The following is a 13,622-nucleotide window of genomic DNA, read 5'->3' on the forward strand; positions in this document are numbered from 1 at the left end:
TAATGAAAATAAATTTTACCTCCATGAATGAACAATTCAAAATAGCTGATTTTCTAACAACACTTGATAGAAAAGTAAACCTTTTAGAAAAGAAATTAGATATTTTTAAGGATTTTAAGAAGTTTTGTATGGAACAATTATTCGCACAGAAATTAAGATTTAAATCTGCGAATGGTGAGGATTATCCTGATTGGGAGATTTTTGAATTTGATGAAGTTTTTAAAAGTATTTCTACAAAAAGTTATCAGATCAAAAAATCTGAAGTTAAATCTAATGGTAAAATACGAGTTATTGATCAAGGAAAATCTGAAATTTTAGGTTATTCTGATAAAGAATCAAAAATTTTCAGTAATCTACCAGTTATAATTTATGGAGACCATACTACCATTATTAAATATTCTGATGAAAAATTTATAGTTGGAGCAGATGGTGTTAAATTATTAAAAAATAAAGGAAATAATAAATTGAAATATTTATTTTATATTTTATACAATAATAATATTAAATCTGAAGGATATAAGCGTCATTTTTCTATTTTAAGGACAATAAATCTTCCAATACCTTCATTAAAAGAACAAACTAAAATAGCTACTTTTCTAACAAAAATAGATGATAAGATAGAAAAAATAGCTATTGAATTAGAAAATACAAAAGAATTTAAAAAAGGATTGCTACAACAAATGTTTTGTTAAATATGATATCTTTCTTAAAATACTTTAATGATATTCCAATTAAAAAAGTAAAATATTTTACTAAAAAGAATTATAATAAATTTATAATAATTTTTTAAAAGGTAGTAATAATGAGTAAGAAAGAAACTATTAATGTGAAAGGCACAAATGTTTCACTTATATCCAAAGCTAAAGAAGAGTATTTTTCACTAACAGATATTGCTAAATATAGAAATGATAAAAATCCTTCAGAAATTATTAGTCTTTGGCTTCGTACATTCAGCACAATAGAATACTTAGGTTTATGGGAAAAATTAAATAATCCAAATTTTAAACCCCACATATATGAGGGGTTTAAAGTTGAATCTGCAAAACCCCATTTTTGGATGTCCCCTAAGAAATGGATAAGCGAAACTAATGCTATTGGTATGATTTCTAAATCAGGACGGTACGGAGGTGGGACTTTTGCCCACTCAGATATTGCATTTAAATTTGCAGCTTGGATTTCTGCAGAATTTGAATTATATCTCATTAAAGAATTTAAACGTCTGAAAACAGAAGAACAAAAACATTTATCAAGCGAATGGAATTTACAGAGAACATTATCAAAAATTAATTATCGTATTCATACAGATGCTATAAAAGAAACCATTATTCCAAAAATTCTCACAAACGAACAAATATCATATGTATATGCAAATGAAGCTGATTTGCTAAATGTAGCACTTTTTGGAATGACTGCTAAACAATGGCGAGAAGCAAATCCTGATAAAAAAGGCAATATTCGTGATCATGCGACAATAGAACAACTAATTGTACTTTCAAACATGGAAGGAATTAATGCACTTTTAGTTAGAGAAGAAATTCACCAAAGTGAAAGAGTTGCACAATTAAATAAAGTTGCAATCACACAAATGCAGTCTCTCATAAATGACAGTAATATAACGAAAAAAATTGAAATAAATTTTATTTGAAATACAAATGTTTTGCTAAGAATTGTATGATTTAATAGAAAAATCAAAATATGTATATATTATTAAAAACAATTAATATATTAACAGGTAAAATCCTAGGAGCTTCGTCGCATTTGTGGGGAGTAAAGTGCTTCTAGGTTCTGGCCTTCGGGTAAAATTCATACTTTTTTCCTTTAACTCACTTCTATTATTTCTGTTTCTAATTTTATTGTGTCTACAAATTCTGATTTAAAAAAAGTAGAGAATTTAAAAAATGAATCTTACAAAGTGTTTTGTTAAACTTATTAGTTTTTAAAATATTGTGTAATTTTTGTATACAATACATTTTTCAGTACAGAAAAATAATCATTCATGATCTCGATTATTTTTTTTATTTTCTAAATCAACTCCCATTTGATGTATTTCTTCTATGGTTTTCTCATTCCATAAATTCTCCTGCCATTTGGTGTAATCAAATTTTTCACGGCTTAACATAGAAATAAATTTTTCAGTATCAATAGGCCCTAAATGTTTAATTAAAACATTTATTGCTTCTACACGAATAGCATTATCAGTTTTCATTATCATTCACACTCCTTACAAAATCAATAGGATTTATGACTTTTATTTCGTTAATATTCTTATTTAACAATCTTTTATCACAAGTTATAAAGTATTCGCAACTACTCAATGTTGCACATGCAATGTGCAATGCATCTTTCGATTTAATTCCTAATTTAGTCAATTCAACTCCTTTATTTAATACTTCTTGAGAAGGTTTACAGTAGCTAACTGCATTATTTTCCCATAATTGTATAGAAATTCTCTTTTTTCTTAGGATTGGATTTATTTTCTAAATTAAGCATATATGACCAAACCATATGGTATGCCCCATCTCTAATTTTTTCTTGAATGTCCATTTTGGCTATAGTTTCAAGTTGTATTTCAAGTTGGCTTTGATCATCTAAGGGCCTATTATAACAACATGTATCTAAATATATTTTCATTAAAAATCCCTTGAATTTATTCAAAATATATAAACTAAAAAAATTTATTTGTTTAATTATATAATTGTTTTGTTTATTTATCATTATATATTTTTTGGAAAGTGTAAAAATCCATACAATATTATTTAGTTGAAAATATTATATATTTTTTGATTAATTTAAACTTGTTCATGATTCTCTTAAAATTTTGAATTTTTAATTCCTTCACTAGAAAAACAAACCAAAATAGCTATTGAATTAGAAAAAACCAATAATTTAAAAATTATTACTACAACAAATGTTTGTCTAAAAAGAGAGAAATATAGAACTTAATATATCCTTTTTGGATTAGCTAAATTGTTAAAGTGTTTATCAAATGATATTATTTCCTCTATTCCCATTTGATTCATTAATTCTATATACAAACAATCAAAAAAAAGTAATCTTTTGGGATATTGATTAAGTACATTTTACATAACTTCATCATATAATCCAGTATCATCAACTATTTTAAATGTTCCATCTTTTAAACTAATATAAGAATCTTTTAATATGTCTTTTGAAACTTTTAATTTAACATTTAATACTGTTATTACTTCCATGATTATTGAGTTAGATATTATAAGTTCTTTATCTTTTATCTGCATCCAGATTTTTTTAGCTTTTACACTATGTTTGTCTTCAGCAAATAAACTTATTAAGAAATTTGCATCAAGGAATATCATAGTTGCCTCTTCTGACTTCTCGAACGGCTTCTACTGAATTAAATCCTTTTGGAGCTTTTACTATTCCTATCATATCATCAAAAGTTCTTTTTGATTTCATATTGGTTTTTTCCATAAAATTAAGCTTAGGGTTATTACTTACTATATCCTCTGCTGTTAGTTTTTTTGTGGCTTTTATTCCTTTTTCAATAATGTCTTCTAATATTTTAGTTTCTGTTTTGTTCTCTTTTTTAGCTATTTCACTAATAACTTTTAATAAATTAGGGTTAATCTCTTCAATGATAATATTCATTTTTACACCTAATATATAATGTATATTTATAGAATATATATTTTTTTATTCACTATTTTAAAATATAAAAATGTTTATTTAATAAATTTATTAATTGGAAAACCCTTTTGGTCAAGCTTTTTTTAAAAGCTTGAAAGGTTACTCCAACAAATGTTCATTTAAATATAGAATTTATTAAAAATCAAAAGGTTTAAATATTATTATAAACATATCAATATTGTTGTTCAGATAAGTCCTTATAGATCTGTGTCACCATTGGGTGACCAGGCTCTTAAATGAGTAAAAGTATCTATAAGGCAATCGAACATGTTATTCTCTTTTTAATATTCATAAAATTGATGAATGTTTCTAATAATTTCAATAAATGATTTATCATTGTCATGTACTTTTTTAAACAAGCTCCAGCAATTATATCTGAAGTTTGTATTCCCACCCAATTTTCACTATCACTATGATGTATTTTACAGTTGATTTTTTGATTTTTGTAAAATTCTATGTTAAATTTATTTTCTAAATTGCGAGAAATAAATCTATCTATTATTAAGTCAAATGGATTTTCTAATTTTATTTTATTAAATAAATTATTCATAATCATTAAATAAACTTCAAAATATTTATTAGATTTAAGAATAGAAATATTCTTAACTTTAGTCTTATCAAAAATAATTGAATATGCATTTAAATCAAAATCTGACAAGTTTTTTAATAAGTATTTTTTTAACTTATCTGAAACTTTATTAGATTTTATTTCATTATGTATTTTTAATTCTTTTTTAAATTTGTATTTTTTTATCTTTTTAAAAAGTTTTTTAAGTAATATATACTCATTTTTATTTTTTATTATTATTACAGTTAGAATAAAATAGTCTGATCTCTTTAATCCTAAATCTCCACTTTCATCTAAAAAACAGACTATTTTATTATTCATTATATCAAAAACTTGTTTTTTTTCAAATATACAGTAAAAATATAGTATTTGTCTTAGCAATTAAATTTTTAGAGGATTTTAACTATTTTTAATATATTCAAATTAAATTAAAATCAAAAATATAAATATTGTTATGATAAAATAAAGTAATAAAATTTTTTATTTAAGCTTTCTAGTAAACTACAAAATGTTTCAATTTTAATTGCTTACTACAACACAATGTTTGTTTAAAACCCTATATATTAACATATTCTTTTTATATTGTCTAAATTGTTAAAGTGCTTGTCGAATGTAGCTATTTCTTTGATTTTTAAATCTTCCATTAATGTTATATATACATAATCAAAGAAAGGAAATCTTTTTTTAGATTTCATAATCTTATCAATAGTGCTATCAAAAATGTAGCTATCATCTACTAAAGTGTAATTATTGTTTAAGCTATTATAAATTTCTTTTATTATATTTTTATCAACATTTAACTTAGTAAACAAAATATTTATAGTTTCTCCAATTATTAATTTGGATATTATCTTTTTTTTATTTTTAGAGCTTTCCATTATTTTTAATGCTCTTTTATGGTTGTTTTCATCTTCAATATAAAAAGAAACTAAAAAATTAGCATCAAGGAATATCATGTCCACCCTCTCTCATTTTCCTTATTAATTCAACTGAACTAAAAGGCTTACCATTCTTAGCTATTCCAGCCATACTCATAAGTTTTTCATGGTCTGGATTATAAGTACTTTTATTAAGTATTAAATGTTCAGGAATTTTATTTTCTTTGTTAATATCTTCTTCATTCATTAACCCTTGTTTTAAATATTCATTAATGATTTTAGTTTGGGTAGTATCTTTATTTAAAGCTACTAATTTAATACTTTTAATGATATCTTTATCTAAGCTTAGTGTAGTTTTTACTCTATTTTGCATTAATTAACACTCCGTTAGTAACTTATATTTTTGTATATATTATTTTATGGATTACCATATATAAGCATATCTGCTAATCTGGTTTTATTCCATCTAAAGTTAATAAGCATTTTTAAAATATATAGACACATTAGATATACAACTATATATTTTTTTATTCACTATTTTAAAATATACAAATATTATTTAACAAATTACTCTTTAACAATCTTACAACCAAGCTCTTTATCCTCTTTTCTATCTTTAAAAGCGATCACTGTTTTAATTATCTTTTTATTTTTATATTGTCTTGAATATTCTTTTTCTTCAATTTGTTTAAATCCTTTTTTTATCATATAGTCAATAGTACTATCTTTACTTTGCTTAAATTCTAATATAATAACATAGTCCCCTTCTTCTATAATTAAATCTGCACTTCCTTTATTTGAGTGTAATTCATTGTGAACATGGACTCTTGCAGTGTAAAGTAATAAAAATATTATTGAATGATAGTATTTTTCATCATCACCTTTTAATTCATAAGGAATTGGAGAAAGGTAGTCTCCAATTGTTTTAATAATCTTTTCCTCATTTCCTTCAATTGTATATTCTAAGAGTTTATCCGCATAATCTAAAAAATCGATGTATGAAATATTAGAATATAAAGTAATAAGATTTTCAAAGAATGCTGATTCCACTTCAAAATTTGGAATTTTTAAATCATAAATGGCTCCAATTCTTTCTCTTTTGAATTTTTCTACGGTTAAATATCCTGTTTGAAACAAAAGCACTTCTTCTTTAATGTTATCTGAACTTGGATTTTTAATCTCATCGTCAGTTACACTGCTTGGTTCAACAATAGATTTAATAGTGTATTTACTCATGGGATAATCAATTAAAACACTTGGAGTACCTGTATTGAACCAATTTTTTGAAAATTCTTCTTCATCAAAACATAATAATGTTGAAAATGGGTTGTAAACAGTTTCTTTTCCATTCCAACTGTAACCATCATAGTATAATTTTATATAATTTAAACATTCATTGTAACTGTAATCTAGTTTCTTTGATAATTTTTCAATATAATTTTTAAAAAAATACTCTAACTCTTCTTGAGTATAACCACAAATACAGTTAAATTTGCTATTTAATGTTAAATCTTTAGGAGAGTTAAGTTTTGAAAATACGGACACATGGGCAATTTTAGATATTCCTGTTATAAAAATAAATTTAATGTATTCATCAGCTACTTTTAAAATTTCATAAAAACTACCTAATTTCTTTTGGATATTTGATAATTCTTTATTTTTTAAGTTAGATATAATAGGTTTATCATATTCATCAATCAATATGACTACATCTTTTTTTGTTTTCTTATATACTCCAATAATCAATTCTTTAAATCTTTCACCTATGGTAGTGCTATATAATTCTATATTAAATTCTCTAGCTTTATTACTGACCATATCTTGAAGTTTATCATCTAAATTTTTTAAAGAGTCGTATTCTCCACCACCAAAGTCTAAAGTGATTACTGGATATGATTCTTCCCAATCCCATTTATCATAAATGTATAAATCTTTAAAAAGTTTTTTATTTCCTTCAAATAGTTCTTTCAGTGTTGAAAGAAGTAATGATTTTCCAAATCTTCTTGGACGAGATAAAAAGTTAATGTCTCCATGATTTATCATTTCTAATATGTATTTTGTTTTATCTACATAGAGATAATTATTTTCCCTAATTTTTTTGAAATTTTGTCTTCCAACAGGTAATTTTTGCATAAATACTACCTCAATTTTTATTTAAATTAAATGAAAATCTGTTTGTTATTATATATAAAAATTTTGAATAATATTTGTGGAATATGTAAAAACTTAGAAAAAGTATGAAAAATATGAAAAAATAATAAAATAATAAAATAAATGAAATAAATGAAATAAAAATAATATAAAAATAATATAAAAATAATAAAATAAAAATAAAAAAAGTATTGTTTAATTTATAATCTTAAATATACTATTTAATTGAAAAATAAGAATTAATCTTTTAAGAAAAAGTATAAAACAGCTTTTTGAGCATGTAATCTGTTTTCTGCTTGGTCTATGATTACTGAATTTTTTCCATCAATGACTTCTGATGAGACTTCTTCACCACGAATGGCTGGTAAACAGTGCATAAAAATAGCATCATCTTTAGCTAAATCCATAAGAGATTGATTAACTTGATATGGTGCTAAATCTTTCATTCTTTTTTCTTTTTCTGCTTCATCGCCCATGGAGACCCAAACATCGGTATAAATAATATCAGCATCTTTAACTGCAAGATTTGCATCACTTGTTATTTCAACTTTAGAGCCATTTTTAAGAGCTATTTTTTTAGCTTCTTCAACTATTTTTAAGTCAGGTTCATAGCCCTTTGGACACCCAACATAAATATCCATAGCCAATAAAGCAGAAATAAGGATTAAGGAATTACAAACATTATTTCCGTCTCCTAAATAAGATAATTTTCGGTTAAAATCTCCTTTATGTTCTTTAATAGTTAACATGTCAGCTAAAGCTTGGCATGGATGTTCTAAATCTGTCAATCCACTAATAACTGGAACTTCTGCCTCAATAGCTAATTCTTCAACATCTCTATGGTGAAGAGCCCTAATCATGATTCCATGAACATACCGGCTTAATACCTTTGCAGTATCAGAAATTGGTTCTCCTCGTCCCATTTGTAAATCATTTGAGGATAAAAATAGTGATTGACCTCCTAACTCATACATAGCAACTTCAAATGACACCCTTGTACGAGTAGATGATTTTTGAAATATCATTGCCAAAGACTTTCCTTTAAGGGGATACTCATCGATTTGACTATTTTTAAATCTTTTTGCAAAGTCTAAAATTTCATAAACATCATCTTTAATATCACAAACAGATAAAAGATTTCCCATTTTCTCACCGTAATATATAAAAAATTAATAATTAATATAAAATCTTAAAAAATAAGTTAAAAGTATATAACAATAAAAAATATATAAAAAATTAAATATTTATTTTATTATATTAATAACTTTCTAAATAAATTTTTATGAAAATTTTATTTTTATATTGAAAAAGAGTGATATTAAATTGTAATAATATAAGTATTTAACATGCTATTTTATTAGTTTAAGAGTTAATATTGAAAAGAGTAATAGTTTATTTAATTTTATCTAATTTTTTGAATCTTTTTATTAAAATTAATCATGTTTTAAAAATATTTATATTTAACTTTAAGAATAAATTAAATTTAATAATAAATTGTATTCTAAATAATATTGTTATTGCATTAAAAACATTTTAATTTAAATTATTAATTTATAATCCAAAAAATAAAGTTTAGAAGTAATAATTTTTTTAAAAACTCCTATATTCATCTATTAATTAAATTAAAGAAATTATAATAAATTCTATTAATATATCTGTAACAATAATGAGAATAAAAATATTTATATAATATGATGTATAAATGTACAAGTGTAAAGGTACTCAGAAGGTGTAAATATGAATATAATAAAAACAACAATTAAAATAGATGATAATTTATTAAAAAGTATTAAAAAGATAGCAATAGATAAAAATGAAACACAAAACAATTTAATGAATGAATACATTAGAAAAGGAGTTAACAACGAGCTAAAACCAAAAAAACAAGAAAATTTAGAAATTATATCTGGATTAGGAACAGCATCAGAACCATTTGATAGTGTAAAAGAACTAAAAAAGGTAGAAAATGGTGAATAAATTAATATTCATAGATTCTAACTTTATTGTTGGTTTAACTGTTGATAATGATAAATGGCATGAGAAAGCAAACGAACTAATACCCTATATTAACAAAAAAGTGAAAGTAACTTGTTTATCAGTGGTATTTGAATCTATAACTCTAATAAATAAGAAAGTTGGAGTAGATATAGCTAAGACTGTTTATGAATATATAATGGACAATTTTATTATAATAACTGAAGATAGATCACTATGTGATGAATCAATAAAAACACTTGTTAAATATCATAAATTATCACTTACAGATAGTACAATAGTTGAAATAATGAAAAAAATGAATATTATTGAATTAATAAGTTTTGACGATGATTTTGATAGAGTAAATGGCATTATAAGAATACATAATAAAAAGAATTTATAAGTTTAATAAATTAACAAATAAAATTATCAAATCTTGAAAATAAAGAATGCAATGAAAAATTTGAAAAATTAACCAAGTTTAAACACAATATTAATAGAATGGAACCAATTTATTAAATGCTGGTCAATAAAGGTTAATTATGTTAGATAACAATAATTTAAAGTTTTATTATACAGATGAAAATAATAAAAATTTCATTTATTTAAATAATGAACAAACTTTTTATTATTTAAATCTTTTAGGTACAATATCAGTTGATTATTATAATATCTACTCCCCTCATGATAATTATTTTGTAGTTATTGTATTTTACAATGATCAAGCTATTGGATGTGGGGCTTTTAGAGAATATTCAATGGACACAGTTGAGCTTAAAAGAGTTTATGTTAAAGAAGAATATAGAAATAACAAAATTGGTCAAAAAATCGTCTTAGAGCTTGAAAGAATAGCTAAAGAAAAAGGATATAAATTTATTGTTTTAGAAACCAATATAAACATGCCTGAAGCTATTAGATTTTATGACAAGTTAAAATATCTCTTAATAGAAAATTACGACCCATTTATTGGGATTTCTTCCTGTGTTTGTATGAAAAAGAGATTATAATATTTTTATTTGTTTTTCTTGGTTTTGCCTTTGTTTAAGGTTCTAAGACCTCTATCAGTGATTCTTTTTGTTTGCTTTGTTGGAGATTCTTCCAGCCACTTTTTACAAATAGCTATTACCCATTCTCCTTGAGACTTGCTTGCATCATTAAGCCAGTTCCCTACACTGTCTTGAACATACTTCTCATTATCTGATTTTAAAGGTTCAATAATAGCTAAAGCTAACTCTGGAGATTCCTTTAATTTTTTTATATGTTTTGTCCAAACACCTCGAGGTCTTGTTGATTCTGATGCAAAACGACGAATATTAAAATTTTCATCTTCTGCCCAACTAGATAAAATAGCTATTGAATCTTCTAAGTTGTTGATAATAGATTCTCTTACAGACAACCAAGCAGTCTCCCTAACTCCAAAGTGTTCATCAGCAGCAAATGGCTTAATAGATCTTAGTTTGTCTGAAATACTTAAATTTTCATTAAAGCCAATAATATATGTTGCCCATGACCTTACTGTATCAGATCCATGATTAGACAAAAGTTCAAGTATTTTAGTATCGTTATTTTTAGCTATTTCATTACTTAATATTTTTCCAATAGCTATTGAAGATTTAAAATTAGTTTTAGACCCTAAATTATCTAATGTTTTAATTACAGGACCAATATACTCTTCAGCACCTATCTCTTTAAAAACATTTTTAAAAAGTTTTAAATTCTCAATTGACAATGACTCCATTAAATTTACAGCTGAAATCTTTCCTTGATTTAAAAGCTCTTTAATTTCTGGAGGAACATCTTCTAAGTTTCTTGCTCCTTTTCTATTTTTAAGTTCATTTAAATCATATTTCACAATTAAACCTCATAAATGCGTAATAATTATATTTTTCTTTATATGAATTTTTTATATGGATTTTATATGAATTTTTCTTTATATGAGATATTAAAATTAATTGAAAGAATATTCTATGATAAAATACTAGAAAATAAAATATAAAATTAAAATATTAGAAGATAAAATTAAAATATTTAAACTTTAAAGGGCTGTGCAGCAATTCAAAAATATAAGTTTCTAAATTTAGTTAATTAAGTTAAAATTAGATTTATAAAGCTATAATGAATTTTATTATAAAAATAAATATAAATATCTAATAAAATTCTTTTTTAATTAATACTATAGCTATTTATTAAAAATAATTATTTTTAAATTTTAATTTTTTATTATTCTTTAAAACAAACTTTAAAACAAACTTTCAAAAAAAGTTTGATCAAAATATTTTCTCAAAAATAAAGAAAACTAATTTAAATAAAAGTTTTTTTAAAAATTATAATTATTTTTATAATCATTTTTAAATACTTATTTTTTTATAAAAACATGTATCAATACTTTATTATCTTTTAACATATTTTAATTAAATATTTGTCTTTAGAAAAATAATCATTACACAGCTCTTAAATATTAAAATTAGATATTAATTTCTTATTTCTTTCATGTGACTTATTCTTTTTTCAATGATTTCTTTTGTTCCAACATCTTTTCTATGGTAAACATTGCCAGTAACATAAGAACATGATTCTTCAGCTATTTTTTCAGCTTTTTCAATAGTATCAGCTACAGCTGTAACTGCCAATGCTCGAGATGAACTTGTATAAACACCATCATCTTTTAAACTAACTGCTGCATAGAAAACTTTTCCCCCAATGGCATTGATTTTATTTTCATCAATTGTAATTAATTCATTGGTATGTTTAGTTTCAGGATAGCCATCAGGTACTATATACTTACACACAGAAGAATAAGGATTGAATTTAACATTTTTAAGGTTGCCATCAATAATAGATTCACAAATATCAATCATTGGAGTATTTAAAAGTGGCAATACATTCATTGTTTCTGGATCTCCAAATCTTGCATTGTATTCAATAAGTTTAGGTCCTTCATTAGACAACATAAACTGTCCATAAAGAATTCCTTTATATGGGGAAGCCTTATCTTTAATAGCTTTTAAAGTTTTATCCATTATTTGAACAGCATCATCATAGTCTTTTTTGGTTAAAAATGGCAATAATCCATTATTATCCGAATAAGAACCCATTCCACCAGTAATAGCTCCTTTATCTCCTTCAAATGCATGTGGATGATCTTGGCAAACTGGCATTGGTGCTAAATTTTCACCGTCACAAAATGCTTGAATTGTAAATTCCTCACCAACAGCTTTTTCTTCTATTATAACTTGGGGAAATCCTCCCATATTCTTATCCATTACTTCTTTAGCATATGTTTTAGCTTCTTTATTATCTTTTAATTGGTCACCTACAATTTTAACTCCTTTTCCACCAGTTAATCCAACAGGTTTAACTACAACATCCTTTTCATAATCATCAAAAAATTCGCTAATATCCTTGAAATTGTCAAATACTCTAAAATCAAGTGAACCTGGAATTTTATAATCTAAAAATAGGTTTCTCATAAATGATTTATCAGTTTCAATTTTAGCGGCTTCAATGTTAGGTCCAACTGAAGGAACACCTACTTTCTCTAATTCATCAACTATTCCTTTTCCAAGAGGAGCTTCTGGACCAATAATAGCCATATCAATGGAATTCTTATTAGCATAATCTGCTACTTTGTCTATTTCTCCTTCATTACCTTGTTTATACTTAGCTATTCTTGATATTCCTGGATTTACATTAGCCATGTAAGAAAATAGCTCTACATCATTAGATATGCTTTCACAAATAGCATGCTCTCTTGCACCTGTACCAACAACTAAAACTTTCATACTATCCCATACTTATAAGTTATTTAAAACAAACTTTTAGAAAAAGTTTGATCAAAAGCTATTAAAAAACAAACTTTTAGAAAAAAGTTTGATCAAAAGCTATTAAAAACAAACTTTTAGAAAAAAGTTTGATCAAAAGCTATTTAAAACAAACTTTTAGAAAAAAGTTTGATCAAAAGCTATTTAAAACAAACTTTTAGAAAAAGTTTGATCAAAAGCTATTGGAAAATAAAGCATTTTATTTTATAAAAAACACTTTTATTAATTTGAATTAGAATTTAATTAATTTTAGAAAAACAATATATATAATTATTAACATTAAAATATAATTTAAACCAATTTAATTTTAATATAATTTAATTTTAATATAAATTTGAAAATAATTTATTGAAAAAGAAATTAAGAAATAAAAAAGTTATAATTAATCAAAATATTATTATTTAAAAAATAAAATAAAGCTTATTAAAATATTATATTTTATTAAAATTTAAATATTATTGAAATATTATAATCTAATTTAATAAATAGGATTTTTTAAATCATATTTTATAATATTTTTTTATACAATTATAGTATAAAGATTTTTTTATATAAATATTT

At 23.7% G+C, this 13,622-nt stretch carries 17 protein-coding genes and 1 pseudogene; 6 read left to right on the top strand and 12 right to left on the bottom strand.

Translation table 11 applies throughout. The features are described from left to right. The 3 genes and pseudogenes from MBCUR_RS08320 to MBCUR_RS10835 all read left to right on the top strand — a co-directional run. On the top strand, window positions 1–692 hold a 692-nt coding region (locus MBCUR_RS08320), incomplete at its 5' end, for a restriction endonuclease subunit S (protein ID WP_067092455.1). A 110-nt stretch (window positions 693–802) separates the two neighbouring features. Further along, window positions 803–1,168 (top strand): annotated as a pseudogene (locus MBCUR_RS11025) (KilA-N domain-containing protein); the annotation flags it as partial. A gap of 213 nt (window positions 1,169–1,381) precedes the next feature. Further along, window positions 1,382–1,645 (top strand): hypothetical protein, encoded by a 264-nt coding sequence (locus MBCUR_RS10835; RefSeq protein ID WP_245637307.1) that lies wholly within the window; start codon window positions 1,382–1,384, stop codon window positions 1,643–1,645. Window positions 1,646–1,990: 345 nt separating this feature from the next. Here MBCUR_RS10835 and MBCUR_RS08330 read toward each other — a convergent pair whose 3' ends face one another. The 10 genes from MBCUR_RS08330 to argF all read right to left on the bottom strand — a co-directional run bounded on the left by MBCUR_RS08330 (window position 1,991) and on the right by argF (window position 8,408). Further along, window positions 1,991–2,212, bottom strand: coding sequence for a hypothetical protein (locus MBCUR_RS08330; RefSeq protein ID WP_084269655.1), 222 nt, complete (start codon window positions 2,210–2,212; stop codon window positions 1,991–1,993). Next, complete coding sequence (locus tag MBCUR_RS10440) at window positions 2,196–2,369, bottom strand: type II toxin-antitoxin system VapC family toxin (protein ID WP_157077718.1); 174 nt, start codon at window positions 2,367–2,369, stop codon at window positions 2,196–2,198. The genes MBCUR_RS08330 and MBCUR_RS10440 overlap by 17 nt, the downstream gene beginning before the upstream one ends. 52 nt (window positions 2,370–2,421) lie before the next feature. Then, window positions 2,422–2,631, bottom strand: coding sequence for a hypothetical protein (locus MBCUR_RS10120; protein ID WP_084269657.1), 210 nt, complete (start codon window positions 2,629–2,631; stop codon window positions 2,422–2,424). A 449-nt stretch (window positions 2,632–3,080) separates the two neighbouring features. Further along, window positions 3,081–3,335, bottom strand: a complete 255-nt coding sequence (locus MBCUR_RS08340) for a PIN domain-containing protein (protein ID WP_067092457.1) — start codon at window positions 3,333–3,335, stop codon at window positions 3,081–3,083. Further along, a complete protein-coding gene (locus MBCUR_RS08345) occupies window positions 3,322–3,627 on the bottom strand; it encodes a hypothetical protein (protein ID WP_067092458.1) in 306 nt (101 codons plus the stop codon). Before MBCUR_RS08345 ends, MBCUR_RS08340 begins: the two co-directional genes overlap by 14 nt. A 289-nt stretch (window positions 3,628–3,916) precedes the next feature. Further along, window positions 3,917–4,555: a DUF3800 domain-containing protein gene (locus MBCUR_RS08350; RefSeq protein WP_067092459.1), complete on the bottom strand. Its 639-nt coding sequence runs from the start codon at window positions 4,553–4,555 to the stop codon at window positions 3,917–3,919. A gap of 242 nt (window positions 4,556–4,797) precedes the next feature. After that, a complete protein-coding gene (locus MBCUR_RS08355; protein WP_067092460.1) occupies window positions 4,798–5,190 on the bottom strand; it encodes a type II toxin-antitoxin system VapC family toxin in 393 nt (130 codons plus the stop codon). Further along, entirely contained in the window at window positions 5,177–5,485 is a 309-nt protein-coding gene (locus MBCUR_RS08360) for a DUF6364 family protein (RefSeq protein ID WP_067092461.1), read from the bottom strand. The genes MBCUR_RS08355 and MBCUR_RS08360 overlap by 14 nt, the downstream gene beginning before the upstream one ends. A 194-nt stretch (window positions 5,486–5,679) precedes the next feature. Continuing rightward, the gene (locus MBCUR_RS08365) at window positions 5,680–7,245 is read right to left on the bottom strand and encodes an ATP-binding protein (protein ID WP_067092462.1); all 1,566 of its coding nucleotides are present in this window, start codon (window positions 7,243–7,245) and stop codon (window positions 5,680–5,682) included. Window positions 7,246–7,502: 257 nt separating this feature from the next. After that, entirely contained in the window at window positions 7,503–8,408 is a 906-nt protein-coding gene (gene argF / locus MBCUR_RS08370) for an ornithine carbamoyltransferase (protein WP_067092463.1), read from the bottom strand. A gap of 592 nt (window positions 8,409–9,000) precedes the next feature. Between argF and MBCUR_RS08375 the strand changes: the two genes are divergently transcribed. The 3 genes from MBCUR_RS08375 (at window position 9,001) to MBCUR_RS08385 (ending at window position 10,247) form a co-directional block, all read left to right on the top strand. After that, the gene (locus tag MBCUR_RS08375) at window positions 9,001–9,240 is read left to right on the top strand and encodes a hypothetical protein (RefSeq protein ID WP_067092464.1); all 240 of its coding nucleotides are present in this window, start codon (window positions 9,001–9,003) and stop codon (window positions 9,238–9,240) included. Next, the gene (locus tag MBCUR_RS08380) at window positions 9,233–9,643 is read left to right on the top strand and encodes a type II toxin-antitoxin system VapC family toxin (protein WP_169805823.1); all 411 of its coding nucleotides are present in this window, start codon (window positions 9,233–9,235) and stop codon (window positions 9,641–9,643) included. The genes MBCUR_RS08375 and MBCUR_RS08380 overlap by 8 nt, the downstream gene beginning before the upstream one ends. A gap of 139 nt (window positions 9,644–9,782) precedes the next feature. Then, window positions 9,783–10,247 (top strand): GNAT family N-acetyltransferase, encoded by a 465-nt coding sequence (locus MBCUR_RS08385; protein ID WP_067092466.1) that lies wholly within the window; start codon window positions 9,783–9,785, stop codon window positions 10,245–10,247. Between the two features lie 5 nt (window positions 10,248–10,252). Here the strand turns inward: MBCUR_RS08385 and MBCUR_RS08390 are convergent, their stop codons facing one another. Further along, window positions 10,253–11,092 carry a DNA alkylation repair protein gene (locus tag MBCUR_RS08390; RefSeq protein ID WP_067092467.1) on the bottom strand — a complete coding sequence of 280 codons (840 nt, stop codon included), beginning with the start codon at window positions 11,090–11,092 and terminating at the stop codon, window positions 10,253–10,255. Between the two features lie 619 nt (window positions 11,093–11,711). Beyond that, window positions 11,712–13,022 (bottom strand): phosphoribosylamine--glycine ligase, encoded by a 1,311-nt coding sequence (gene purD, locus MBCUR_RS08395; protein ID WP_067092468.1) that lies wholly within the window; start codon window positions 13,020–13,022, stop codon window positions 11,712–11,714. Window positions 13,023–13,622: the final 600 nt, after the last annotated feature.

It is taken from the genome of Methanobrevibacter curvatus (assembly GCF_001639295.1).
GTDB classification, from domain to species: domain Archaea; phylum Methanobacteriota; class Methanobacteria; order Methanobacteriales; family Methanobacteriaceae; genus Methanoflexus; species Methanoflexus curvatus.

Bases quoted from the DNA above. Each gene is read 5' to 3' on its own strand.
- MBCUR_RS08330 (WP_084269655.1), bottom strand. From the start codon at position 2,212: ATGATAATGAAAACTGATAATGCTATTCGTGTAGAAGCAATAAATGTT.
- MBCUR_RS10120 (WP_084269657.1), bottom strand. From the start codon at position 2,631: ATGAAAATATATTTAGATACATGTTGTTATAATAGGCCCTTAGATGAT.
- MBCUR_RS08340 (WP_067092457.1), bottom strand. From the start codon at position 3,335: ATGATATTCCTTGATGCAAATTTCTTAATAAGTTTATTTGCTGAAGAC.
- MBCUR_RS08345 (WP_067092458.1), bottom strand. From the start codon at position 3,627: ATGAATATTATCATTGAAGAGATTAACCCTAATTTATTAAAAGTTATT.
- MBCUR_RS08350 (WP_067092459.1), bottom strand. From the start codon at position 4,555: ATGAATAATAAAATAGTCTGTTTTTTAGATGAAAGTGGAGATTTAGGA.
- MBCUR_RS08355 (WP_067092460.1), bottom strand. From the start codon at position 5,190: ATGATATTCCTTGATGCTAATTTTTTAGTTTCTTTTTATATTGAAGAT.
- MBCUR_RS08360 (WP_067092461.1), bottom strand. From the start codon at position 5,485: ATGCAAAATAGAGTAAAAACTACACTAAGCTTAGATAAAGATATCATT.
- MBCUR_RS08365 (WP_067092462.1), bottom strand. From the start codon at position 7,245: ATGCAAAAATTACCTGTTGGAAGACAAAATTTCAAAAAAATTAGGGAA.
- argF (WP_067092463.1), bottom strand. From the start codon at position 8,408: ATGGGAAATCTTTTATCTGTTTGTGATATTAAAGATGATGTTTATGAA.
- MBCUR_RS08375 (WP_067092464.1), top strand. From the start codon at position 9,001: ATGAATATAATAAAAACAACAATTAAAATAGATGATAATTTATTAAAA.
- MBCUR_RS08385 (WP_067092466.1), top strand. From the start codon at position 9,783: ATGTTAGATAACAATAATTTAAAGTTTTATTATACAGATGAAAATAAT.
- purD (WP_067092468.1), bottom strand. From the start codon at position 13,022: ATGAAAGTTTTAGTTGTTGGTACAGGTGCAAGAGAGCATGCTATTTGT.